This window comes from Anabaena sp. CA = ATCC 33047 (assembly GCF_963870205.1).
Taxonomy (GTDB): domain Bacteria; phylum Cyanobacteriota; class Cyanobacteriia; order Cyanobacteriales; family Nostocaceae; genus Trichormus.
Genome location: NZ_CAWMSA010000015.1, coordinates 1 through 23,207, shown reverse-complemented (window position 1 = coordinate 23,207; position 23,207 = coordinate 1). Strand labels below are relative to the sequence as shown.

The following is a 23,207-nucleotide window of genomic DNA, read 5'->3' as shown; positions in this document are numbered from 1 at the left end:
CGGCTCTCTCGCCTCGACACTTATCTAGAATAGCGAGGATTTTTGGCTTCGTCAAGGGGTAAAGGAAAATTTTTTTTGCTTTGACCAGTTCAAAGGGCAGGCAACAGTTTACCAAGCAGAGTATATAAGGATGACAGCACTTCAACTTTCCCTTGTCGCATTCATTTAACTAGCTTCAATTTAGTTGCTCGGTTTTTGACTTAGGTCTTGGTTGCAGGGAGCTTGGTTATGTTGGTCATGCTGAACTTAGCCGACGTTACCGGGGTTTGTAACGAGTGATCGCCCAATCACGGTTTAACTGATTTAAGTGGGTTTTATGTTTTTTCCAGTTCCAGAATTTTCTTCTCAAGAAATTCTTACTCAGGTAGATTTGCAAAGACTTTTCTAACTAACTCTTTGGTCTTGACTTCCAAGTGCTGCCAGTCAACTTCACCAAAGTCATCAATTAAGGTTGTATCAATATCAACATTTTCTCTTTCTGGGCTGTAATTAATAAAACATACTTGATAACATAGTTCCCACAAATCAATACTGATTTCTTGGTCTTGACGTTGCAAACATAAGTGATATCCTGGATGAGGCATTGGCAACCTAGCAAGGGTTTCTCTGATTGTATCTGCCTGTTCTGAAGTTGCAGTTTCCATTTCTTGCAATAACTGAGTAACCAAAGCTTTTGTCTCATCAGTGGTGTTAGCAGGCCAAATCAGCACATCTTTATAGATTCCTTTCCAAGCTGATTCATCTAACTGCTTGCGAATATTATCAACAACGCGAATGAAAGTAGGCTGCATGAGAAGTTCAGCCTGCTGCCATGTAACTTGGTCTGTTATTCTTGGTGGCATTGGTAATTCACAAAGGCACTAAAAGAAAAATTTACAGTCTGTGTTTATTAAAATAATTGCGTATTAAGTTCAAATCTTTTATCAAGATAGCGGATTTCACTGCCAAAAAGGTGGAGATATTTATTACTATCGGGAAAATCTAGGTGATAACTGTGGGGAGGGAATTATGATAGGCAAGTTACTAGATCATCGTTACCAAGTCCTGAGAGTCCTCGCTACAGGAGGATTTGGTCAAACCTACATAGCCCAAGATACCCGCCGACCAGGTAACCCTTACTGCGTTGTCAAGCACCTTAAGCCCGCTAGTTCTGACCAAAGAGTTTTTGAAACTGCCAAACGTCTGTTTAACAGTGAAGCGGAAACTTTGGAAAAGCTGGGTAATCATGACCAGATACCCAGACTATTGGCTTATTTTGATGAAAATCAAGAATTTTATTTAGTTCAAGAATATATTGAAGGACACACCCTAACAGAAGAACTTATTCCTGGTAAGCGTTGGAGTGAAAGCCAAGTTATTCAACTATTGCAGGAAGTTTTGACTGTATTAGAGTTTGTTCACCAGCAAGGGGTGATTCACCGCGATATTAAGCCAGATAATATCATTAGACGCGCTTCAGATAAGAAATTAGTTTTAGTAGACTTTGGTGCAGTTAAGCAATTGCGTTCACCACTGGTAACTGTTGGCGGACAACCCACTGCTACTGTTGCTATTGGTACTCCTGGCTATATGCCCACAGAACAAGGACAGGGTAAACCCCGCCCCAATAGTGATATTTATTCTTTGGGTATTATTGTCATCCAAGCTTTAACAGGACTACCAGCAGCCGAACTACAAGAAGACCCAAATACAGGTGAAATCCTGTGGCAGCATTTGGTAGACGTTAACTATCGCCTAGCAGAAGTGTTAACTAAGATGGTGCGTTATCACTTCAAAGACCGTTATCAAACAGCAACGGAAGCGTTGCAAGCTTGTCAAAATGTGGTTAATCCTGTAGCTGTATCTGTGTCTTCTACAGAAAAAAAATCTCTGAATAGTCACCGCTATCAAGCAACCACACCAGCTTCTCAGTTATCTCGACAGCAAACTGTAGCAGTTGCACCAGCCAACCCCGCTAAAGTTAAACCTTCTCGCCAAGATTCGGAAAAATCTGACCCCTGGCCTTTTTTAATTGGGGTGTTATTGGCGGGTAGTGCGGCTGCTTTGGTAGGAAATTTTTACCCCCAGGTGAAAAACTTTGCTGGTAATTTCTTAGGTAATGATTTGACTGCTGCTAATAAATGCCTAGCCGTGGTGGCGGGTAATTCTAATATCCGTTCTGAACCTAGTGCTATTAATTCTGATAATGTCTTAAAAACTATTGGTGAGAATAGTAAATTTGAGGTGACTGGTACACGCACAAAACGCGGTTGGGTGGAAATCAAACTCAATTTTAGTCGTTTAGCTTGGGCGCACTCAGATGTAATTGTTAACAATCAGGAATGGTCTTCTTGCTTGCGTGATAAAGGCATTGCGATGAAGACCGTAGATGATAGTACATTGATTGCTGCTAGACCTGTTCCCCAACCCCAGCGCAAATTTGACCAGGTGACTATTACCCCCTCATCAGTACCAAAAGTTTCTCCAAGTTCCACGCCAGCGCAGTCTGAGGAAAGTAACACCGAGATGGTCGCCAAAGCCAGACAAAAGTATGATTCCGGTGATTTAATAGGGGCGATCACTACACTCAGATCGATTCCTGCCAATGCCTCGGCTGGTATTCGAGAAACAGCAGCAATGATTAACCAATGGCAGCAAGATTGGGAGAAAGCAGACGCATTATTTAAAGATATCAACCAGGCGATAGACGATGGTCAATGGGATAAAGTTTTAGACTACAAAAACCAGCCGGAAAAGTTACCGAATATTCAATACTGGCGAGATAAATTAGAACCGTTGTTGCAACAAGCCGCCGAGAATGTCAAAAAACAAGCACTTCCTCAAAACAATAATCGAGTGAATCAAGAGAATTCCTCAGAGGAAACACTTAAGAATGAGCAAGTATTTAATAATTCAGCAATTATTAAGTCCCCTGAATTGCCGCAAAATGGTTATTAATTAGCGATGCGTTACGGCTTGCGCCTAACGCACCCTACGAGTTTTTTATTTAACTAAGTATTTAATTTAAAGAAACAGATTTACCGCCCTGATTTAATGATGCGGTGAGTGCAGAGAGAATTTTGACTAACTCCGTACCCACCCGGCTAGATGAGATGTTTGAAGGTGTATTCTGGAGGATACAAGTTAGAAAGCTTTGACAAACTCGTTTTAAAGGTTCTCCGGTTTCTAATTCCAGTATCTCTTGACTTTGATTTATGGGTAAAAACAGATTTCCCTGACGTTCAAATTCTCCATGTAATAGCGTCAAGGGTGATGAAGATGACATCTCATCAAAAATTAAAGTCCCAAGACTACCTACTACTGCTAGTCTGCGCTGTTTATCAGGATTCAACCAGCACAGATGAATATATGCTTGAAAACCATCAGGGTATGTGAGTGTTACCCAAACTAAATCAGCTAAATTTGAGAGAGAATTGTTGGTTTCTCCACTTCCTTCAGTTTGTAGCCACACCCTACCCGTTGCTTGTACGCTGATGGGGACTTGACCTAACCAGTGGTTAAAGATAGCGATGTCATGAATGGCTAAATCCCAGAGTGCATCAACATCTTGGCGAACTGGGCCTAAATGGGTACGTGCTGCATAGCCATAACGCAATTCACCTAATTTACCTGCTTGTACTACAGCCTGTCCTTTCTCAACGGCTGGATGAAATAAATAGGTGTGGTCAACCATCAGTATCAATTGTTTCAATTGTGCCAATTGGCAAAGTTCTTGACATTCTACTGGGTTGAGAGTTAAAGGTTTTTCTGCTAAAACGTGATAGCCCCAATTTAGAGCGTCTTTCACTAAAGTATAGTGGGTAGTAGCGGGGGTGGCGATCGCCACTGCTGTCAATCCTGATATGTGTCGTATATCACTCCACTGTGTTGTTAATAAGACATTTTCATCTAAGTTAAATTGCTGTTTGACTACTGCCAACCTTTCTGCGTGCGGATCTACTACCACCACGACAGTGACTTGAGGTATTGCTAAAAAATTTCTTAGTAGATGCACTCCCCAACGCCCAACCCCAATAATTGCAATGTTAATCATTAGTTATTAGTCATTAGTCATTAGTTATTAGTCATTAGTTTTTCTCCCCCTGCCTTCCCTACACCCTTACACCCCTACACCTCTACTCCCCTGTCTCCTTTATCCCTTAGCCTCTCTTGCTTCCTCAACAGTATCTTCCTGGGGATTTACTGCTAAAAATGCTACTTTAGCGGCGGCTTGTTCGGCAGCTTTGATCGAGCGTCCTTTACCTTCGCCTAGTTTTTTCTCGTGTAGCCAAACTTCAGCCATGAAACGCTCTTGAGTGCGGTTTGCTTGATTGATTTCTACAACTCGATATTCTGGTAAAATTTTAAACTGGGCTTGTGTCCATTCTTGTAAAGCAGCTTTGTAGTTTAGTCTAGCGGGGTCAAGGCGAATTTCTGCGGCTAGCTGGCGAAAATGGGGGTCTAACCAAGGACGGATGAGTTCTAAATTTCCAGTGCTAAGGTAAAGCGCACCTAAAACCGCTTCAAAAGCATCAGCTAGACGTGATTCTTGACCAACTTTATCACTGGTGGCACTACCAGCGACTAATAGATGTAACTCTAAACCATATTCTCTAGCTAATTGGGCGAGGATGCGATCGCTCACCAACACCGAGCGAATAGCCGCAAAATCCCCCACTTGACAATCGGGATAAGTTTCCCACAACACCACAGCAGCAGCTAATCGTACCACTGCATCACCAACAAACTCTAATTGTTCATAATTGGCTGAATCGGAAACTGTAGGATGAGTCAAAGCTAAGTCTAGCAATGGCCACTTAATTGGCGCAGTAGTCGGTAGACCTAACTTTCTGATTAAACTTTCAAGCTGACGCTGACGACGGGGATAAACAAGGCTCATTAGTTATTAGTCATTAGTCGTTAGTCATTAGTTATTAGTCATTAGTCATTGGTTTATATTCACATCATGAAGCACGTAACACTTAAATTCGCAGTAACAGGAGTAAAACCTAGCAGATGGAGGGCGAAATCTTAGTTTTTCATGAGTCCGTGTAGGCATACTTCTTTGATAACTGCGACTTTCAGTCATTCGGGCTTAGGGCAAGATGTGATTAGTCATGAATCAACAGTGTATAGTCGTTGCTATGGACTATGGACTATGGACTAATGGCTAATGACTAATGACTAAAAGAGGAGAGAGTTGGTAGTAAGCCGGGTTCTGTTCTCGATGTAGATTGCTCTACATGAGGGCGGTTATCTATCTGGGACGTTTGTTACCAAACGCCTCTAGCGGCTCTTGTTTAGCGGAACTGGTAAAAGACCAACCGTAGTTCCTGCGGCCTTGCTCCCGACCGGGGTTTACCGAGCCAACGCCTCTCGACGTTGCTGGTGCGCTCTTACCGCACCTTTGCACCCTTACCAGGGTTAGGGATTGGGGATCGGGGATGGGGGATTAGGAAATTTCTTACCCAGTCCCCAGTCCCCAGTCCCTAGTCCCCAATCCTGGCGGTATTTTTCTGTGGCACTATCCTCACGATCGCTCGCACTGGACGTTATCCAGCAAGTCTGGTCTTTAGGGAGTCCGGACTTTCCTCAAACCAGTGTTGACTGATCTGCAACCGCCTACGCCTACTCTCTCCCTAATTCCAGTGTAATCCCCGATGATATCATCTGTGTGTTTTGATTATTTCTTTTTATTCCAAGGTAAGGCATAAGTCCACGGTAATTTTCTGACGGTGAAGGGAAAGTTGATAATGCAGATGGGAGGATATTCTGCACCAGGGGCGAGACCGGCGCGGATTTCTGATAACCTGAGTACCAGTTGTAGTGAAAATTCTAATTCTTTACCTCTGTTCATAAAGTCGTTATACAACTTTTTCTGGCCTGCGCCGCCATTTTTCAACCCACCGATACTAATTAACGGTTTCTGCACTGTGTAAACACCAGTTTCTTTATCGCGTTGAAATAAATCTTCGGCGGTGATTGTTTCTGTGAGTGTCTTCTTAGGAACAATCAAGCTAGGACTTTGGGGGATAGCTAAGTCGCGGGTTAAGTCTGGTGATTTTCTGATGACGCGACATGATTTGTTGTTGAGGATTAAAGAGCTATTATCCCAGTCTACATAGATGGCCAGATTCTCAGATTTATTCTCAATACTCATTGAGAGTTCTTTGAGGTCGTCTAATGGGCTGGAAGCACTGAGTTTAAAAGAAATAGAAATCTTATCTGACAAATTTTGCTCTTTGAGTTGTTCATCGACAACTGCCTTTTTTAACTCATATTTAATCCGGTCATCGATGGATTCAACCATGCGATTAAACACGTAAGAAACACCGATAATATAAACTGTCAATACAATTAAATTTTGGTCGCCACTTCTAGTCATAACTTAGCGTCCAGACTCCCGATAAAAAGTTGCTCTATACGACTCATCCCAACTTAATATTTAATCACGTTTAATTGTCGTAGAATTTTCTAACCAACCCCGTCGCCAAAATAAAAATAGTAAACCAAAAGCAATTAACGCCATTACTGCCAGAGAAAACGGATAACCCCAATACCAATTGAGTTCAGGCATATTATAGGGCGATTTTTCCGGGTTGAAATTCATGCCATAGATACCTGCAATAAAAGTGAGGGGAATAAAGATGGACGAAACTACCGTCAGTAGCTTCATCACTTCATTCATTTTGTTACTGACGGCGGAGAGGTAGACATCCATCAACCCAGATGCTAACTCGCGGTAAGTTTCCACCATGTCCATCACTTGCACAGCATGGTCATAACAGTCTCGGAGATAGATTTGTACATCTTCACTAATTAATTCACTGCGATCGCGTATTAAAGAATTAATCGCATCCCGTTGCGGCCAGATAGCGCGACGTAGTTGCAGTAATTCTCGCCGCAGTTGATAAATTTTCTGTAGAGTTTGGCGCGTCGGGTTGACAATTACCTCTTCCTCTAATTCCTCCAGTTGTTCACCGTAAACTTCCAAAACCGGGAAGAAACCGTCAATAATCGCATCTAAAAGAGCATAAGCTAAATAATCAGCCCCCTTTCGGCGAATACTTCCTCGCCGTTTTTCAATTCTTACCCTCACCCCCTCAAAACAATCATGTTCTGGTTCTTCTTGCACAGTTAGCAAGTAGTGTTTTCCTAAAATTAAACTGACTTGTTCATTATAAAAACCATAGGTTCTGGGTTTAGGTACAACCATCCGCGCAATAAATAGCAATTGGTTATCATAATCCTCAAATTTAGGACGCTCCGAGACATTGACAACATCCTCCAACACCAGAGGAGATAAATCAAACAACCGCCCCACCCGTTCTAAAATATCCTGATTACCTAAACCCTGAACATCAACCCAAGACACCGACTCCGTATCAAGATAAGAAATACAATCTTCTGGCGTAGCTACCTGTTGACGAATAAAATTAGTTTGGTTGTAGTCAATCAATAAAATCGTTGGTGGTGGCGCATCTATATCAATAATGATAGTTCCCGGTACAGTTCCAGGGTGGTGATAGAACTCATCCCGATGTAATTTAGTAGACTCTTGGCGACGCAGTTTTTTCAGCATTCTAACCATGTACTGTTCCCCAATAACACTTAGTCCAACCATGAACCCTCTTCATTTTCAACAGGAAACAGGAAAATAACAACCGACTAACTAAAAAACAAAAAATACACCAAAACCCTCCGCGCTCCTCTGCGTTTCCCTCCGCGCCCCTCTGCGTTTAAAAATCCCACCTGCAAACACCTCTCCTACCGACCATAAGAACAATAAGTCAGATATATTAAAAAATGTGTCTAAACACTAGACGATAAAAAATTTCGTCAAAGTGCAGAATATCAACACCCAGTCCTAACTTCCACGAATGGCCACAAAAATTCCCGTCACCGTCATCACAGGCTTTTTAGGTAGTGGAAAAACTAGCCTAATTCGCCACCTACTGCAAAATAACCAAGGCCGCCGCATTGCGGTGTTAGTCAACGAATTTGGCGAACTTGGTATAGATGGCGAGTTGTTGAAATCCTGTCAAATTTGCCCAGAAGATGAAGAAAATGGAAAGAATATTTTTGAATTAACTAATGGCTGTCTGTGCTGCACTGTGCAGGAAGAGTTTTACCCAACAATGCAGGAGTTAATCAAACGGCGAGATAGTATTGACTGCATTGTGATTGAAACCTCTGGGTTAGCGTTACCTAAACCCCTGGTGAAAGCATTTCGCTGGCAAGAAATCCGCAACGCCGCTACAGTGGATGCAGTGGTAACGGTGGTAGATTGTGCAGCTGTCGCCGCCGGGACGTTTGCCAGTGATTTAGAAGCGATCGCCGTCCAACGACAAGCTGATGATAGTCTAGAACATGAAACACCTTTGCAAGAATTGTTTGAAGACCAATTAGCCTGTGCAGATTTGGTAGTATTAAGCAAAACTGATTTAGTCGATGCAGACAAGAAATCACAAGTCGAGCAATTAGTCAAGCAAGAGTTACCACGAGTTGTGAAAATAGTGGAGAGCGATCGCGGTCAACTCGACCCATCTATACTATTAGGATGGCAAGCTGCCGTTGAAGATAATTTAGATAGTCGTCCTAGTCATCATGACACAGAAGAAGACCACGACCACGATGACGAAATCAATTCAACTCATTTAATTTTAGACCGTGCCTTTGAGCCAGAAAAACTGCAAAAGCAGCTTGAAGCATTAGTAAATCAACAAGAAATTTATCGCATTAAAGGTTTTGTAGCAGTACCAAATAAAGCCATGCGGTTAGTAATGCAAGGGGTAGGAAATCGATTTGAGAAATTTTATGATCGTCCTTGGCTACCCACAGAAACTAGACAAACCCGCTTGGTTTTCATCGGTCGTGATTTGAATTCAACCGAGATAGAATCACAATTGGTAGCTTTGTAATTTATTGTCATTTATTTTTTAATATGGACATCACACAATTATTCAATGTTGCAAATCTTTTTGTTTTACCTTTTTGGGCATTAATGATTATTCTGCCCAACTGGAAAGTCACAAGGCGAGTTATGGAATCATACCTGCTTTTTGTGCCTTTAGCTGGTGCATATTTATATTTATTTATTACTAGCATCACGCCAGAAAATGCCCAAGCTTTATCTAATCCTCAATTAGCTGATATTGCGCGCTTCTTTGCTGATGAAAAAGCTGCGGCGACTGGTTGGATTCATTTTTTAGTAATGGATTTATTTGTTGGTAGGTTTATATATTGGGAAGGTCAAAAAACTGGTATTTGGACAATTCACTCTTTAATACTATGTTTATTTGCTGGCCCTTTAGGTGTGCTATCTCACATTTTCACAGTTTGGATTAGTAAAGTAATTTCTTCCAAGCCTGAAACTCAATTAAGTGCTGAGTCTTAAGAGGATGTTGAGAAAGTAAGGAGGGAGGTTTTGAAACCCTCCTTCCCTTCCAGGGTAGGGGGGTAGGTAGGAGGGTTATGTTTGAGAGAATTTGGCTTGAATAACAATACTTTTCAAACAGCTTCTAAGTCTTGATTAGGGGAAAAACGAGGGAGACAATTCTCTCTCTTTCCCCTCAAGCTTTGACAACGATAATTAAGAAGCTTTGGCCATTCTATAGTTCGCATCTAGCCAACAACGTGGTAGACTTTCTCCAGAAGGAAAAACAAGATTTTCTTTTTTAAATTCATCGGGATCTTGTTCTTCTTGACCTTCTTGGTCTTGAGCATGAACAATATCAAGATTGGGGTCGATTAGTTCTTGAATATCCAGAATTTTTACTAAATCTTGACTGTTTTTAATTTGTAAAAACATATCACTACCTCCAAAAAATCAATATCAAAATTGAGTGTTGATAGGGTGTTGTAATTGCAGTTAACCCAACCTACGCATCCCAACACATCCAAAACATTGTGTGTATGTATCTAGAATTATTGAATTGTTGTTAAATTTTATAAATTCGACTAGCTCAATTCAGGCAAACAAATCTCCATGTCTATATGTTTTCAGCCTATGGAGAAATGTTTGCTGTATGTCAATAACTGCCTACCTACACCTATAATTATATCTCGCGTTGATATTTCTCTAAGATATCTACCAAATTAACTTGACATTGCAGTGGTAGTAAATCAATTAAAGGCAATTCTCGTCTGCCACCGCCAATTTTAACGGGTATAGATGCCAATACTTCCATCACTCGGTCTTCATTGACTGTTTTAGAAGTAATTAAGGGATATAGCTGTTCAGCAACGGCAGTATGTAGTTTAGCATCAGATAAATACAGATGCCATTTAGCAATGTCTATATAAACATTTTCGCCGATTTCGGCTGCTAGGGCTTCTAGTAATTCTGTAGTGTTAGTCTTAGGCATAAAAATCACCCTATATCAAAAAAGAGCGCAAAGTCTCAGACTAATTAACATTATCGCGCAATTAATGAGGCACGCATCACAACCACAGGTTACAATTGCCCTAGCTTCAGTGATACATCTTCAGGTAGATTTAGGCGGTGTGGCTGAGTAGTTAGCGATCGCACTAATATAAATCAGATGCACCAATAATACTACGACCCAACCAGCCGTTACTAAGGGTAACCATTGCCAATTAGCTGCTGTCAGGTTATGGAAAAACCACAAGCCAGAGTTAATTGTAGCTGCAACAGCGACATGAACTGCAAAATTCATGCGATCGTCTAATTTGCGGAATTCAGGATCATTACGATCAGGTTTACGAGGCCAACGAGGAGGCATAAATTTTTATTACATATTTCAACATACCTGATAATTTTAAGGTATTTGTGAATGCTGAACAAGAACGCTAACACAGTAAACAGTTAGCTATATATTTGCGTCCTGTAACAGTTGACACGGACAACCTCCTTGGCAATGAAACCTAGCAGTGTCAACGAAGGGATGCTTGATAAGCAGACTCTATAGTTTGCATTAACTTGGGAATGTCGTATGGTTTAGAGACAAAATAAGTAATATCCAATTTGCAAGCTAGTTCCTGTAAAGAACCGTAGGCTGTTGTGAATACAATTGGCATATCAAAACCTTGTGATTTTAGGTGTTGATAAACTTCCACTCCTGTGAATTCTGGCATTCTATTGTCTAAAATTAATAAGTCGGGTTGTACCTCAATTAACTTTTCTATAGTTTCTTTGCCATTGCTGGCTTCCTGAACCTGCCAACCTTCTTCCTCTAGTATAAAAGCCAGCATAATTCTGCTATCATCGTCATCATCTGCTATCAGCACTTTCCGTTTTCTTAAGTTTGACTGGTTCATTATTAATGCTTGTTTTGGTAAAATTAACAATGTGTGGTTTTGGTGGGCATTTATCAGCATTTAAGCCCGGAAGTGGTGTAAAACTTACTTGGGCTATATCAGAATTTAGCATACTATAAACGCCTATTTTGACTGTTCCCCCTTGAGTTGCAATTTCAAAAGCTTGCAAAAAATAACGTAATAAGCGGTGGAAAAAACTTCTAGGTTCAGCAACTACTGTAACTGGTTCTTGCCATTCAGTTATTACTTCAATTTTCCGAATAGCTGCCTCTGTCGATAATATATCTACCAGATCCTGAATACTATCAGTGAGTGACAGAGGTTCGGGTGTACCCGTCTCTGATGATGCTAAATTATGCCAAATTTTAGCGCGATGACGAAATATTTTAATGGATTGTTCAGCCTGTTGCAGCAATTTTTTAGCGTGTTCTATGCTATTTTTGGCTAACATCCGCGAGCTAACTTCAAGTTTTAAACGACCAGCTTGATTTGCTTGGATCAAATCCTGACGCAGTTCATCTAATCGTTGATAATCTTCGGGACTTGATGTTAACACAAGGTGTATATCTCTTTCTAAGTTAGCAATCACAAATTCTGCTTCAATAGCACGAGACGCGCAGAGTAATATCTCTTTTAAGCGTTTTCCTGCATCTTGTTGGAGTGATGATATGCTCAACACGCCGATGACTTCTTGTTTTTCATTACGGAGGGGAATTCCTTGACAAGTAAAAGGATGAAACCCTTCAATAAAATGCTCGGCGGCGACAATTTCGATATAATCTGCTTCTGCTAGGGATGTACCGATACCATTAGCACCAGCTACAGCTTCTGACAACAGGGAACCGGGTTGAGGGAAAGGTTCTGATCCGTGTATGGTTTGCTCGTCACCGATGACATCTAGTAAAATCGCTTGGCGATCGCCTAACATAACTGCATGACGCTCATTTCCTGCTGCTTGCGATAAAATGCGGAAATAGGGGCGAACTGCATCAATTAAATAACTATGTTGCTCTACTAAACGCTCTGTCTCTATGCTAGATAATGTTTCAGCTTGTAAAGCGCAAGGGTTAGCCCCTTGCAGGTGTGATCTTTCCCAAGCACGATAAACTGTTGGACGCAGCATATTGCTAGGAATTGCGCCTGTAGATTTATACACACGCCCAGCTTCTAGCACATCAATATTAAAAGGAGACATGGCGTTAATATTCGGTTAGTAGTCAGTCACATTACTATTGTTATGTTAAAGTTTTCTGATGTCGTTGGTTGATGTAACTGGTGTGGCGTAGCCATAAGGGACTTCCAGATAAAAAATATCCAAAGTTTAGGGTGCGTCAGTACGAGAAACCCTAGCTATACCAAGAAAATATTCATACTGACGCACCCTACTAACAGTCGATGTGGATAACTTACATCTTGCACCACTTGCGTTATTGCGATTGCAGGATGGTGGGCAATGGTAAAAATTCGCTCAAAAGATAGATTTTTACGTTGTGGCCATTGCCCACCCTACGTTTATTGAGAATAGTGCAAGATATCAGATAATTTATTGTTTGGTGTTCCCTAAATGTCCTTGATTCTGAACTGTAGAAACGTTACATATAACGTCTCTACGAGCTATATGGCATGCCACCTTATACAGAAAACGCTATTAATCAATCAGAATTAAGATAATTTCCTGATTTTCCCCCAGTCTTACTAATCAATCGAATTGATGAGATTTGTATCGACTTTTCTAAAGCTTTAGCCATATCGTATAAAGTCAAAGCTGCCACAGAAACGGCAGTTAAAGCTTCCATTTCTACACCAGTTTCAGCTTTAGTTTTGACTGTCGCCTGAATTTGATAACCAGGTAATTCGAGATCAGGTGTAATCTCAACAGCGACTTTTTGCAATGGTAGAGGATGACATAGAGGAATTAAATTAGATGTCTGTTTAGCTGCCATAATTCCAGCTATCCTCGCCGTGGCTAAAACATCGCCTTTAGGGGTGTTTCCAGCTTGAATAGCGGCTAAAGTTTCTGGTAGCATCCGCACCTGTCCAACCGCTACGGCTTCCCTAACGGTGGGGGCTTTAGCTGACACATCTACCATCTGTGCTTGTCCCTGACTGTCGAGGTGAGAGAGATTTGCAGAATTTTTGGGAAATAGGTCTTGCATCTTCCTGAAAAACTTGTTAATATATAATTCTTGTAAGGGCGTGTAGCTCAGTGGACTAGAGCACGTGGCTACGGACCACGGTGTCGGGGGTTCGAATCCCTCCTCGCCCGTTAGACTAAGCAAAAGGCAACAGTAATTTACCTGTTGCCTTTTGTTTTGCTTAATTAATATTATTCACTGAATAGGCATCTTCCGCACGCCCGACAGCAAAACGCAGGGAGGTGGATAGGTTTTTGCTGGAGAAGGTGAGAAAGATGAGTAACCCGATGAAAGTTAAGATGGCGGTATAGGCAAACATCTGATTGTAGCCTACTGTTTCAGCCACAAAGCCTAAAACGGGCGGAGCGATCGCAATTCCCAAGTCAAACCCAGCGATACAAATCGCAAAAATCCGTCCACGTTCATGCGGTAAGGAACGGTCTGCCATCATTGTGGTAATCATTGACATCACTGTACCACCACCACAGCCCTCAGCTAAAGCAGCCAAAATAAACACATAGGTACTATTAGCTTGCCAGAGGAAAAAGGAGGCTAAGGTATAAGCAGCGATGCCAAAGGTGATAAACAAACCACGCCCAAAGCGATCGCTTGCCCTACCAGCAAATAATCGGAAAATAAAACTAGCCATAGCTGCGATCGTAAAAAACAATCCAGCATTAAAATTTACCTGTGTTGATTGAATAAACAGCGACACAAACACATGAACAGCACCAACAGAGATACCCACCATTAACAAGACTAAAGCTGGTACTCTCACCCGTGGACTGATCAAAATTTGCCAAAATTTACGATCATTACCCACAGTTTGCACCCTTGTCTGTGTGGGTGGATTAATCACTTGTGCCGCACACACCACCCCAATAAAAGCCAAACCTGCGGATAATAAAAATAGAGTCGGGTAGCCAGTAGTAGCTGCCAAATATCCCCCCAAAACTGGCCCTATTGCCAAACCAATGGGAGTAGTTAAACTCATATAACCGATAATTTCGCCACGTATAGCTACAGGTGCTAAATCTGCTACTAAGGCAATGTAGCCCGTAGTAAAAGCCGCAAGGCTAATACCATGAAAGACTCGCACCAACATCAGCATAGGAATTGATGTAAATGCCAAATAGCCAAAAGGTGCTAAAACACCTACGGTTGTACCAATCAATAACAATAGTTTGCGCCCATATTCATCGGCTAACCGTCCCAATATCGGGCGAAATAGCAATAATCCAATGGCAAAACCACCCATGACTATGCCAATTTCTTGCTTGCTAGCCCCTACTGTCTGAATGTAGACGGGTAGAGTAGGCAAGAACATAGACAGACTAGACCAGAATAATAAACCTGCTGTAAATAAAATCAGTAGGTTACGTCGGAGACTTGCGTCAAAAGTATGAAAAGCTTTCAAGGCAGATGCAAATTAATGCTAAGTGTATTTATTGAGAATGCAAGAGTCAGAATTCAGTATTCTGACTCCCAGATTCTTTATTAATTATTGTTACGCTACTTAACTTTTTTTTGCCACTACTTCCCTAACACGGTATATTGGTCGTCCTTGGGATTCGTGGTAGGTACGCATGAGTAACTCCGCCAACAGACCGAAGCAAAATAGTTGTACTCCGGTTACTAGCAACAGTACCCCCAAGATTAACAGAGGGCGATTACCAATCATCTGACCTAAAACCAATTTCAGGAATGTTAAGTAAAATCCTATACCAGTCCCCACCACTATAGAACTCAACCCCAATAAACCAAATACGTGCATGGGGCGGGTAAGGAACTTCTTCATAAACAAAATGGTCAGTAAATCCATCAGTACGCGGAAGGTACGAGATATACCGTATTTACTGCGACCAAACCGACGGGCATGATGGCGTACAGGGATTTCTGTAATTCTCGCCCCTTCAATGTAAGCCAGTGCGGGTAAAAAGCGGTGTAGTTCGCCGTAGAGATTCATATCTGCCACCAGTTCCGCACGATAGGCTTTGAGGGAACAGCCATAATCATGAATGTAGACGCTAGTAGTACGACGAATCAGCCAATTAGCGATTTTAGAAGGAAGTAGCCGATTTATTGCCCCATCTTGACGATTTTGCCGCCAACCACTCACCAAGTCATAACCTTCCTCTAGCTTGGCTAACAACAGGGGGATATCAGCCGGGTCGTTTTGTAGGTCTGCATCTAATGTTACAATGGCTTTACCAACAGCATACTTAAAACCAGCCGCCATTGCCGCAGTTTGACCGTAATTACGCCGCAGAATTACCGCTTTTAAATCAGGGCGAATTTGTGCTTGTTCTTTGAGCAAAGCAGCAGAACCGTCAGTAGAACCATCATCTACACAGATGATTTCATAGCTTAACTGACTAGCTGTTAAAGTAGATGCGATCGCCTCCAATAACAAAGGCAAACTTTCCACTTCATCACGCACCGGCACCACTACCGATACATCTGGGACAATAGCAGCGATCGCCCCATCTTCTCCTGATATCCTATCGGAAATTAACCCACTCCTCATAAGCAATTCAAAACTCAATATTGTTGATTAGTTATTAGTCATTAGTCATTAGTCATTAGTCATTAGTCAACCATCCCTCATTGGTATGTAACTTTTCGCCACTCGCCCAACCCCTCGCAATAGCTGGTAGTATGACTGACTTACCTTATCCCCCTGTTCCGAGAGGATATCAATACCAATACCATTGCGTCCTATTTCTGTCCCAGAACTATGGATATAATGACCATTTCCTAAGTATAAACCGACATGAGTCGCTTTGGAATGAGTACCAAAAAACACTAAATCCCCCGGTACTAAGTCAGCAATAGCAACGGGTTGGGTGAAAGCTTCTTGTTGATAGGCATCTCTAGGTAGCCAAATTCCCACAGAAGCAAAAGCTGCTTGCATTAAACCAGAACAATCATAATTTGGCCCTACAGTGCCGCCCCAGAGGTAATAATTAGACTGTTGCATAGCTTTTTGAGTAAAAGCGATCGCTTCTGGTAGCAGTTGTTTAATTTCTGCTTCCGAGACTGACTGAGCCTGATAAAGTACAGTAGCAGGTTGTAACAAACTCAAATCATCAAAACATACCCACCCTGGATAGTCATCTTCACATAAATACACCTCAACTGCTGTACCTTGCTGATTTGATGTTATCCGCAAATGTCGCCCAACTGCGGCCTGAGTTGCCAGACGGTTACATTCGGGAGAATCATATAAGTTTAAATCAGCTAGACATTGGTATTCTGCCAATTCTAGATTGAGGATTTGGGATTTGGAATTAAAAAGCATTCTTGAAGGTGAATAGCTAATGGTTTTTTTTAAACAAGACGAACAATTAGAAAATCTCGGTAATGGTATTTTAGAAGCTACTTGGTCAGCATTTCCCGACTTAGCCCGTAACCAAGTGGCGTTGACTTGGATTGTTTATGATCCACCAATTCCGGTGAATACTGGTGGTGCGTTAACGCCTGATGCGTTTTGGCATCATCCGGTGCGTGGTTTTGATTATCGTGGTGGAGAACGTATTTACCCCGCAAGTGTAGTTAAACTATTTTATTTGGTAGCAGCCCACGAATGGATCGAAAAAGCCATGATCCAAACCTCCCAGGAATTGGAGCGTGCTTTACGCGATATGATTGTTGATTCTAGCAATGATGCTACCAGTTTAGTCGTAGATATTTTGACAGGCACAACATCAGGCCCAGAGTTACCATCAGGCCCCTTTGAAACTTGGAAGCAACAGCGTCATTTTATTAATCGCTATTACCAGTCTTTAGGGTGGGAGGAGATGGAAACTATTAATGTCTGCCAAAAAACTTGGGGTGATGGCCCTTATGGACGAGAGAGGGCGTTTTATGGTGAGATGTTTGAAAATCGCAATATGCTGACTACTAATGCTAATGCTCGGTTGTTACATAGTATTGTGGGAGGTGTAGCGGTTTCCAGTGTGCGATCGCAACAGATGATGAATATGTTGCAACGCAGTCTCAACCCCGATGATTTACCCCAAAATGTAGAAGAAGATCAAGTCACAGGCTTTTTAGGTGGTGGACTGACTCAAGATGCCCAAATTTGGTCAAAGGCTGGTTGGACAAGTCAAGTTCGTCATGATGCAGCCTATATCGAGCTACCAAATCAACGCCCTTATTTGTTAGTAGTATTCACTGAAGGCAAAGCCCACGCTCAAAATCGTGAAATTCTACCATTTATTTCTGGATTAGTCGCACAAGCAGTTAGCAGTCTCTAAAGTTAATAGTCATTAGTCATTAGTCATTAGTCATTAGTCATTAGTTTCTCTCCCCTGCCTCCCCTGCCTCCCCTGCTCCCTCATCCCTCATCCGTCAAAATCAGCCTAAATTAATATCTACTTTTTACGTCCATGTAAGGATGTAATAAGGGATTTTATGGTGTTAAAGTTTGGATATTGCCTCAAAAAGACAAATTTTGTGGGATTAGACCCACGTTAATTGATTTATTTGTTGGGCGACAGTTTGTTAGGAGTGAATGTGAATACTATTTTGGTTCGTAAAGGTTTCTCTTGGTTGTCCGGTTTAGCGGCTGTTGCTGTTGTGGGTGGTGGGTTGTCTGCTCATGCTCAAACAGTACCTACAGTTGATGCTGCTAGCAATGCAATGTCTACAGAATCATCAAGTGCTGAACTAGAGGCTGAAAACCAAAACTTCTCTTTTGCCAGTGAAACAACCCTCAACTCTATCTCTGAAAATGCGACTGCATTACAGCAGTTCCCTAGCTATACTACCCCAGAAATTGCTAGTCGTACAGTTGTACCCATCCCCGGAACAGTAGCCACTTCATCAAATACTCTTGTTTCTCCAGAGTCTACACAGTCGGCAACTCAAGTAACTAATACCAGAGTGGCACAAGCAGATATTAATATAGGTGGGACTACTCGTGGTGGCAGCAGCTACATCGGTGTTGCAGGTAACATTGGTGTAGGCGGTGGTGACTCTTCTTTAAGTGATGGCAATTTTGCAGTGATTAGCAAAATTGGGTTAAGCAATGCTTTATCGGTTAGACCATCAGCAATATTGGGAGATAATACTACAATTGCGATTCCTGTGACTTATGATTTTAGGTTTAGACAGGTAGATCCTTTTGATGAACCGCTTGCGATCGCACCCTATGTAGGAGTTGGTGCAGCTATTAAAACAGGTGATGATTCCCAAGCCGCCTTTTTAGTATCCGGTGGTGTTGATGTTCCCCTAAATCGTCAATTCACCGCTACAGCAGCTATCAATGCTGGATTTTTTGATGAAACCGATGTCGGTCTATTATTAGGCGTTGGTTACAATTTCTCTGGCTTCTAATTGACATTGTAGAGACGTTGCATGAAACGTCTCTACGAAGTGGTCTATTTATTCGCCTTTCTCACTGCTTAGGCGTAACTTTGTCAATGACTTTCAGCTTGCCATCGTCTTGAACTGTCCACACATCATAGACACCGACAACATCGCCGTTAGCGTCAACATCGACGTTACCGCTAGCACCTTGGTAGTTAATATCTTGTCCTTCTTTGAGTAACTTTAATCCCTCACAGACATCAGTCACTTCTACACCTGGTGCATTCGATACTTCCCGAATTTTATTAGCAATACCAACTCCTGTGTTTTCTTTAGCGGCTTGTGCTGCTAATACTAACAACGCCGCCGCATCCCAAGCTTGAGGCGCAAATTCTCCAGGTGAACCACCTTTTTTAGATTGCCACAGTTTGCTAAAAGTTTCTAACGCTTTACCATCAGAACCGGGTACTGTACCAATGACTCCAGAGACAATATATTTACCATCAGTGGTTTTACCAACTTGGGCCGGAAATTCGTCTGATTTCATCCCGTCTGTCAGCATCACCTGTACACCTTGGCTCAGACCTTGCTGATATGCTGACTTTAATAGTAGACTACCTGTTTCTACATAAAATACACCCAAGACTGCATCTGGTTTACCTGCAAATGCAGCTGTGGCTTCAGTTTCAAAGGTAGTTGCTTTGGGGTCGTAGCGTACAGGATTATTTTTATTAACTACAGTACCGCCTAATTTCTCAAATGCTTGCACAAATGCTTTTTCAAAACCAACTCCGTAGTCATTATTAATCACTACGGTAGAAACACGTTTATAACCTTTTTTATGGGCAAGTTCGGCTAGGGCTGGGCCTTGGTAGCTATCAGGGGGAACTGTACGCGCCCAAAATCCATTGAAATCACCTTTTTGGGCTTTTTCGGTAAATACGGGACTGGTGCTACCTGGTGAAATCAGCATGACTTTATTTTGGGCAGCAATGGAGACAGCAGCCGTAGAAACGCTGCTAGCAAACGAACCAACGACACCCGCAACTTTATCGATATTTGCTAATTTAGTCATCCCGGCTGCACCGGCTCTGGGATCTGTTTGGTCGTCTACAGCCACTAGGGTAACAGGTTGACCATTCACTCCACCGCAAGCGTTGACTGTTTCCACTAATAAGGGAACAGCTGGAGCCATTTGTTGTCCGATGGATGCTAAATCACCTGTGGTTGGCAGTAGAGAGCCTATCTTTAATCCTGCGCCACTACTAGCTGTGGTGTTGGTGGCTGGGGTGGCTGTGGGATTGCTTGCTGTATTATCAGTAGTGTTGGTTGTGGTACAAGCTGCCATAAAAAACCCAGTTGCTATAGTAGTCAAACTCAGGGCAAGGGCAGCACTAATTCTGGGCATGGTGACTTTCACTCCTCCGATATGTGGGAGCTTGAAAGTGAGATTGAAACTAGATTTCTAGGCTAGCTCGATCTAATCAAGACTCCAAAGGTTAAATAATAACATCTACCTTTGGATGTAGAGGAAAATACATTTACATTAATATTTTTTTACAATACAGAGTTTTGGTTTTAACTCCGTTCTGGAAAACGGAGAGGGAGGGATTCGAACCCTCGGATGGGTCTTACGAGTCCATCAACAGATTAGCAATCTGCCGCTTTCGACCACTCAGCCACCTCTCCACGGTTACAAATACTTATGTTAGCAGTTCTTTTTTCCAGTGTCAACAGGCAATGATGATTTAGTCAGTAGTCAGTAGTCAGTAGTCATTAGTTTGTGCCTATGGACTATTGACTTTGGACTATTGACTAACATTTATAGGACTTGCGATCGCATCCAAGCTATGGGCAGGGTGCGTAACTTTTGCCATTGGGGGACAAAGGCACGTTGATCAAAAACGTTGTAATCATTGCGTTCAATTGCATCTAATATCTGTCCGTACAGCATGGATGCTGCCCACACTGGCCAGCGAGCATCAGGTGCAAGATAAGTAATACCCTTTTCGGCTTTGATGTAGAATTGCCTCGCTCTGTCAATTTGGAAGCGCATCAATGCCCGCCAACGTTCATCTACGACACCGTTAAAAAAGTCTTGTTCGCTGTAGTTAAACCGTGCCAAGTCTTCTAAAGGAATGTAGATGCGTCCGCGTCGGGCATCTTCTCCCACATCTCGCAGAATGTTTGTGAGTTGATTGGCAATGCCGAGGGCGATCGCTTCTTCTGTGGGAATATATGGTGGTTTATGCTGTTGCCACGGTGCTGTGTTGGCATTGGTGTCTATTTCCATGACAGATGTTGACATCAAGCCAACTGTGCCAGCAACACGATAACAGTAGAGGTATAACTCCTCAAAGGTTTCATAGCGACTACGGTATAAGTCCATACGCTGCCCGGCGATCATATCCCGAAAGGGCTGAATGTCTAGGGGAAAGCGTTGGAGTGTATCTACCAAAGCTACGTCATAGTTTTCTTGGGGACGACCCGCAAAAAGTGATTCCAGATGCTGTTCCCATCGGTCTAGGGTTTCTGGTGTAGTAATGGCAGCTGCGGGGCCGTCTACTAATTCATCTGTACGGCGACACCAAGCATAAATTGCCCAGATGGCTTGGCGTTTTGCCGGACTCATCAACAAAGTACCCAAGTAAAAAGTTTTGGCATACTTGGCGGTGAGTTGCCGACAAAGTTTATAGGACTCATCTACGGAGACCAGCGTTTTCATGCGCGGGGGGGAATCAGGCAGTTGCAGCATTCGTTGCAGGCGGTCGGGTTAGCGTTTGCAGGTTTGAGGCATTTGCCATTGGCAGAGATTCGCAGATGGCCTGCGCTGTTAGCTTACCAGAAAGTACAGCCCCTTCCATACTGCCTAAATAGCGTTGCATGGTGTAACTCCCAGACAGAAAGAAGTTGGTTATGGGAGTTTTTTGATCAGGACGATACTTTTGACGACCAGGAGTCGCTGTGTAAACTGAACGCGGCGTTTTTACGACATGAGATTTCAGCAATTTGGCGGGATTTTCTCCGCCAAAGTGATCAGGAAAGAGTTTTTCCAATTCAGTCATAGTTGCTGCCACGATTTCCTCGTCAGATTTGCTAATCCAATCTTTGGCAGGTGCGAGAACTAATTCCAGCATGGAGCGATTGGGGTCAGCATATCCACGGCAGGTATTACTCATATCAGCATAAACGCTGAGGAGGGGCGATCGCGAAAATAACAGATGATCAATGTCTGTTAATTTCCGATCAAACCATAGATGCAGGTTAATAACTGGTACACCTTCTAAACCTTCTAGCTTTTGGAAATACTCCATTTGCTTCCAAGGTTCGGGCAACATGACTTTTAACGGGTCTACTGACATAGCGGACACGTAACAGTCTGCTGTTAACACTTCATCTGGCTCTCCATTTAACCCACGCAGCAAGAACCCTTTTACTGTACCATCCGGGTTCAGCAAAATTTCTTTGAGGGGGGCGTTGAGCCTGACTTCTCCACCTCGTTCTGTGATGTAATCTACGATGGGTTGGCAGAGTCTTTCTGTGGGCGAACCATCCAAAAAGGCAATCTTTGAACCATACCTTTCTTGCAAAAAGCGATTTAAGGCAGTTAAAAGAATGGTTGATGACACTTCATCAGGATTGATAAAGGTTAGTGCTTTACAAGCTGCGATAAACACGTCACTGGTGACGCGCTCACCTACACCTTGCCTTTCTAACCACTCTAAGAAGCTGTACTTGTCCATTTCTTCGACATACTTCTGACCTCTGACCACTGCTGGAAAGAGGCCGACGGCGAAGCGGATTTTCTGCTCCCAGGTCAACATATCGTTATTGCGAAGAATCGACGCAATGATGTTGAAAGGAGCAGGAATATCTGGAACATCAAATCGTGAATATGTTCCTGGTTTCTCTGGTTGATTAAAAATCAGTGTATGCTCTTTCCACTGGAGTCTGTCCTCAATGCCCAACTCTTTGAGCAACTGGAGCATATTTGGGTATGCCCCAAAAAAGGCGTGTAACCCAGTTTCATACCAGTCGCCGTCAGAGTCTTGCCACGCCGCTACTAGGCCACCCAATACGTCCCGACGCTCTAAGACAATGGGAGTGTGACCTGCGTCCGTGAGATATTTCGCGCAGGAAAGTCCTGCTAGACCAGCGCCCGCGATCGCTACTCGCATTTAAACCTACTATTCTTCAATATTTCTTCATCGTTTTGTCGTTCTCATTATACGTTGCAAACTGTTACATTTGGCAGTGATTGTGCGATCGCTTTGGTAAAAAACTTCTGTTTGCGGGTTGGGAACTGGGGAAAAATCAATTCAAAATTCTCTCCTGCACAATTCTCTTTTGCAAAATTAAAGAATTTTGGGGAAAAATCTCCCCTGCCTTCCGCAACTTCCTCCACTCACCTGCTGCCTCATCTCTTGAAAGTTTAGCTGAATCAAAAAGAAGCCTCTCGCCTACCCGAAGAGGCGACGAGATGAATTTTTGGGCGGCGAC

At 42.6% G+C, this 23,207-nt stretch carries 23 protein-coding genes, 2 tRNA genes and 1 other RNA gene; 6 read left to right on the top strand and 20 right to left on the bottom strand.

The window, feature by feature from the left end; translation table 11 throughout:
• Positions 1 to 356: 356 nt before the first annotated feature.
• Entirely contained in the window at positions 357 to 842 is a 486-nt protein-coding gene (locus tag AACS98_RS03310) for a hypothetical protein (RefSeq protein ID WP_066376299.1), read from the bottom strand.
• Between the two features lie 166 nt (positions 843 to 1,008).
• On the opposite strand from AACS98_RS03310, the gene AACS98_RS03305 reads away from it, so the two are divergent.
• Positions 1,009 to 2,937 carry a serine/threonine protein kinase gene (locus tag AACS98_RS03305; RefSeq protein ID WP_066376297.1) on the top strand — a complete coding sequence of 643 codons (1,929 nt, stop codon included), beginning with the start codon at positions 1,009 to 1,011 and terminating at the stop codon, positions 2,935 to 2,937.
• Positions 2,938 to 2,998: 61 nt separating this feature from the next.
• Here the strand turns inward: AACS98_RS03305 and AACS98_RS03300 are convergent, their stop codons facing one another.
• The 5 genes from AACS98_RS03300 to corA all read right to left on the bottom strand — a co-directional run bounded on the left by AACS98_RS03300 (position 2,999) and on the right by corA (position 7,561).
• Positions 2,999 to 4,033 (bottom strand): Gfo/Idh/MocA family protein, encoded by a 1,035-nt coding sequence (locus AACS98_RS03300; RefSeq protein ID WP_197480113.1) that lies wholly within the window; start codon positions 4,031 to 4,033, stop codon positions 2,999 to 3,001.
• 99 nt (positions 4,034 to 4,132) lie between these two features.
• Entirely contained in the window at positions 4,133 to 4,879 is a 747-nt protein-coding gene (gene rnc / locus AACS98_RS03295; protein ID WP_066376295.1) for a ribonuclease III, read from the bottom strand.
• Between the two features lie 291 nt (positions 4,880 to 5,170).
• An RNA gene (gene rnpB / locus AACS98_RS03290) (RNase P RNA component class A) lies at positions 5,171 to 5,615 on the bottom strand.
• 47 nt (positions 5,616 to 5,662) lie between these two features.
• Positions 5,663 to 6,364, bottom strand: coding sequence for a hypothetical protein (locus tag AACS98_RS03285; protein WP_066376293.1), 702 nt, complete (start codon positions 6,362 to 6,364; stop codon positions 5,663 to 5,665).
• A gap of 60 nt (positions 6,365 to 6,424) precedes the next feature.
• Positions 6,425 to 7,561: a magnesium/cobalt transporter CorA gene (gene corA, locus AACS98_RS03280; RefSeq protein ID WP_066376303.1), complete on the bottom strand. Its 1,137-nt coding sequence runs from the start codon at positions 7,559 to 7,561 to the stop codon at positions 6,425 to 6,427.
• Positions 7,562 to 7,859: 298 nt separating this feature from the next.
• Here corA and cobW point away from each other — a divergent pair, with 298 nt between their 5' ends.
• Positions 7,860 to 8,900 carry a cobalamin biosynthesis protein CobW gene (gene cobW, locus AACS98_RS03275; protein ID WP_066376291.1) on the top strand — a complete coding sequence of 347 codons (1,041 nt, stop codon included), beginning with the start codon at positions 7,860 to 7,862 and terminating at the stop codon, positions 8,898 to 8,900.
• A gap of 23 nt (positions 8,901 to 8,923) precedes the next feature.
• Positions 8,924 to 9,376, top strand: coding sequence for an ABA4-like family protein (locus AACS98_RS03270; protein WP_066376286.1), 453 nt, complete (start codon positions 8,924 to 8,926; stop codon positions 9,374 to 9,376).
• A 195-nt stretch (positions 9,377 to 9,571) separates the two neighbouring features.
• Here AACS98_RS03270 and AACS98_RS03265 read toward each other — a convergent pair whose 3' ends face one another.
• The 6 genes from AACS98_RS03265 to moaC form a co-directional block, all read right to left on the bottom strand.
• Entirely contained in the window at positions 9,572 to 9,790 is a 219-nt protein-coding gene (locus AACS98_RS03265; protein ID WP_015137880.1) for a hypothetical protein, read from the bottom strand.
• A 247-nt stretch (positions 9,791 to 10,037) separates the two neighbouring features.
• The gene (locus AACS98_RS03260) at positions 10,038 to 10,346 is read right to left on the bottom strand and encodes a DUF3181 family protein (RefSeq protein WP_066376285.1); all 309 of its coding nucleotides are present in this window, start codon (positions 10,344 to 10,346) and stop codon (positions 10,038 to 10,040) included.
• A 120-nt stretch (positions 10,347 to 10,466) separates the two neighbouring features.
• Positions 10,467 to 10,724, bottom strand: a complete 258-nt coding sequence (locus AACS98_RS03255) for a hypothetical protein (protein ID WP_066376284.1) — start codon at positions 10,722 to 10,724, stop codon at positions 10,467 to 10,469.
• Between the two features lie 151 nt (positions 10,725 to 10,875).
• A complete protein-coding gene (locus AACS98_RS03250; RefSeq protein WP_339373681.1) occupies positions 10,876 to 11,229 on the bottom strand; it encodes a response regulator in 354 nt (117 codons plus the stop codon).
• Positions 11,213 to 12,454: a sigma-54-dependent Fis family transcriptional regulator gene (locus tag AACS98_RS03245; protein WP_066376274.1), complete on the bottom strand. Its 1,242-nt coding sequence runs from the start codon at positions 12,452 to 12,454 to the stop codon at positions 11,213 to 11,215. The genes AACS98_RS03250 and AACS98_RS03245 overlap by 17 nt, the downstream gene beginning before the upstream one ends.
• Positions 12,455 to 12,911: 457 nt before the next feature.
• Positions 12,912 to 13,415: a cyclic pyranopterin monophosphate synthase MoaC gene (moaC, locus tag AACS98_RS03240; RefSeq protein ID WP_066376272.1), complete on the bottom strand. Its 504-nt coding sequence runs from the start codon at positions 13,413 to 13,415 to the stop codon at positions 12,912 to 12,914.
• Positions 13,416 to 13,451: 36 nt separating this feature from the next.
• Here moaC and AACS98_RS03235 point away from each other — a divergent pair.
• Positions 13,452 to 13,525, top strand: a tRNA-Arg gene (locus AACS98_RS03235).
• A gap of 50 nt (positions 13,526 to 13,575) precedes the next feature.
• Here the strand turns inward: AACS98_RS03235 and AACS98_RS03230 are convergent.
• The 3 genes from AACS98_RS03230 to AACS98_RS03220 all read right to left on the bottom strand — a co-directional run bounded on the left by AACS98_RS03230 (position 13,576) and on the right by AACS98_RS03220 (position 16,695).
• Positions 13,576 to 14,811, bottom strand: coding sequence for an MFS transporter (locus AACS98_RS03230; RefSeq protein ID WP_066376270.1), 1,236 nt, complete (start codon positions 14,809 to 14,811; stop codon positions 13,576 to 13,578).
• 99 nt (positions 14,812 to 14,910) lie between these two features.
• Entirely contained in the window at positions 14,911 to 15,921 is a 1,011-nt protein-coding gene (locus tag AACS98_RS03225; protein ID WP_066376268.1) for a glycosyltransferase family 2 protein, read from the bottom strand.
• Between the two features lie 66 nt (positions 15,922 to 15,987).
• Positions 15,988 to 16,695, bottom strand: coding sequence for a C40 family peptidase (locus AACS98_RS03220; protein WP_066376265.1), 708 nt, complete (start codon positions 16,693 to 16,695; stop codon positions 15,988 to 15,990).
• A 19-nt stretch (positions 16,696 to 16,714) separates the two neighbouring features.
• Between AACS98_RS03220 and AACS98_RS03215 the strand changes: the two genes are divergently transcribed.
• Together AACS98_RS03215 and AACS98_RS03210 are read left to right on the top strand one after the other, a co-directional pair.
• Positions 16,715 to 17,653, top strand: coding sequence for a serine hydrolase (locus AACS98_RS03215; RefSeq protein WP_066376263.1), 939 nt, complete (start codon positions 16,715 to 16,717; stop codon positions 17,651 to 17,653).
• 259 nt (positions 17,654 to 17,912) lie between these two features.
• Complete coding sequence (locus tag AACS98_RS03210; RefSeq protein ID WP_066376301.1) at positions 17,913 to 18,734, top strand: hypothetical protein; 822 nt, start codon at positions 17,913 to 17,915, stop codon at positions 18,732 to 18,734.
• 61 nt (positions 18,735 to 18,795) lie between these two features.
• Here the strand turns inward: AACS98_RS03210 and AACS98_RS03205 are convergent, their stop codons facing one another.
• The 5 genes from AACS98_RS03205 to AACS98_RS03185 all read right to left on the bottom strand — a co-directional run.
• A complete protein-coding gene (locus AACS98_RS03205; protein WP_066376262.1) occupies positions 18,796 to 20,115 on the bottom strand; it encodes an ABC transporter substrate-binding protein in 1,320 nt (439 codons plus the stop codon).
• Between the two features lie 189 nt (positions 20,116 to 20,304).
• Positions 20,305 to 20,396: transfer RNA gene (locus AACS98_RS03200), tRNA-Ser, on the bottom strand.
• 133 nt (positions 20,397 to 20,529) lie between these two features.
• Entirely contained in the window at positions 20,530 to 21,462 is a 933-nt protein-coding gene (gene crtB, locus AACS98_RS03195) for a 15-cis-phytoene synthase CrtB (RefSeq protein WP_066376261.1), read from the bottom strand.
• A complete protein-coding gene (pds, locus tag AACS98_RS03190) occupies positions 21,446 to 22,885 on the bottom strand; it encodes a 15-cis-phytoene desaturase (protein ID WP_066376258.1) in 1,440 nt (479 codons plus the stop codon). The genes crtB and pds overlap by 17 nt, the downstream gene beginning before the upstream one ends.
• Positions 22,886 to 23,021: 136 nt before the next feature.
• Positions 23,022 to 23,207, bottom strand: a 186-nt coding sequence (locus tag AACS98_RS03185) for a hypothetical protein (protein WP_231866972.1), incomplete at its 5' end; no start/stop codon positions are given.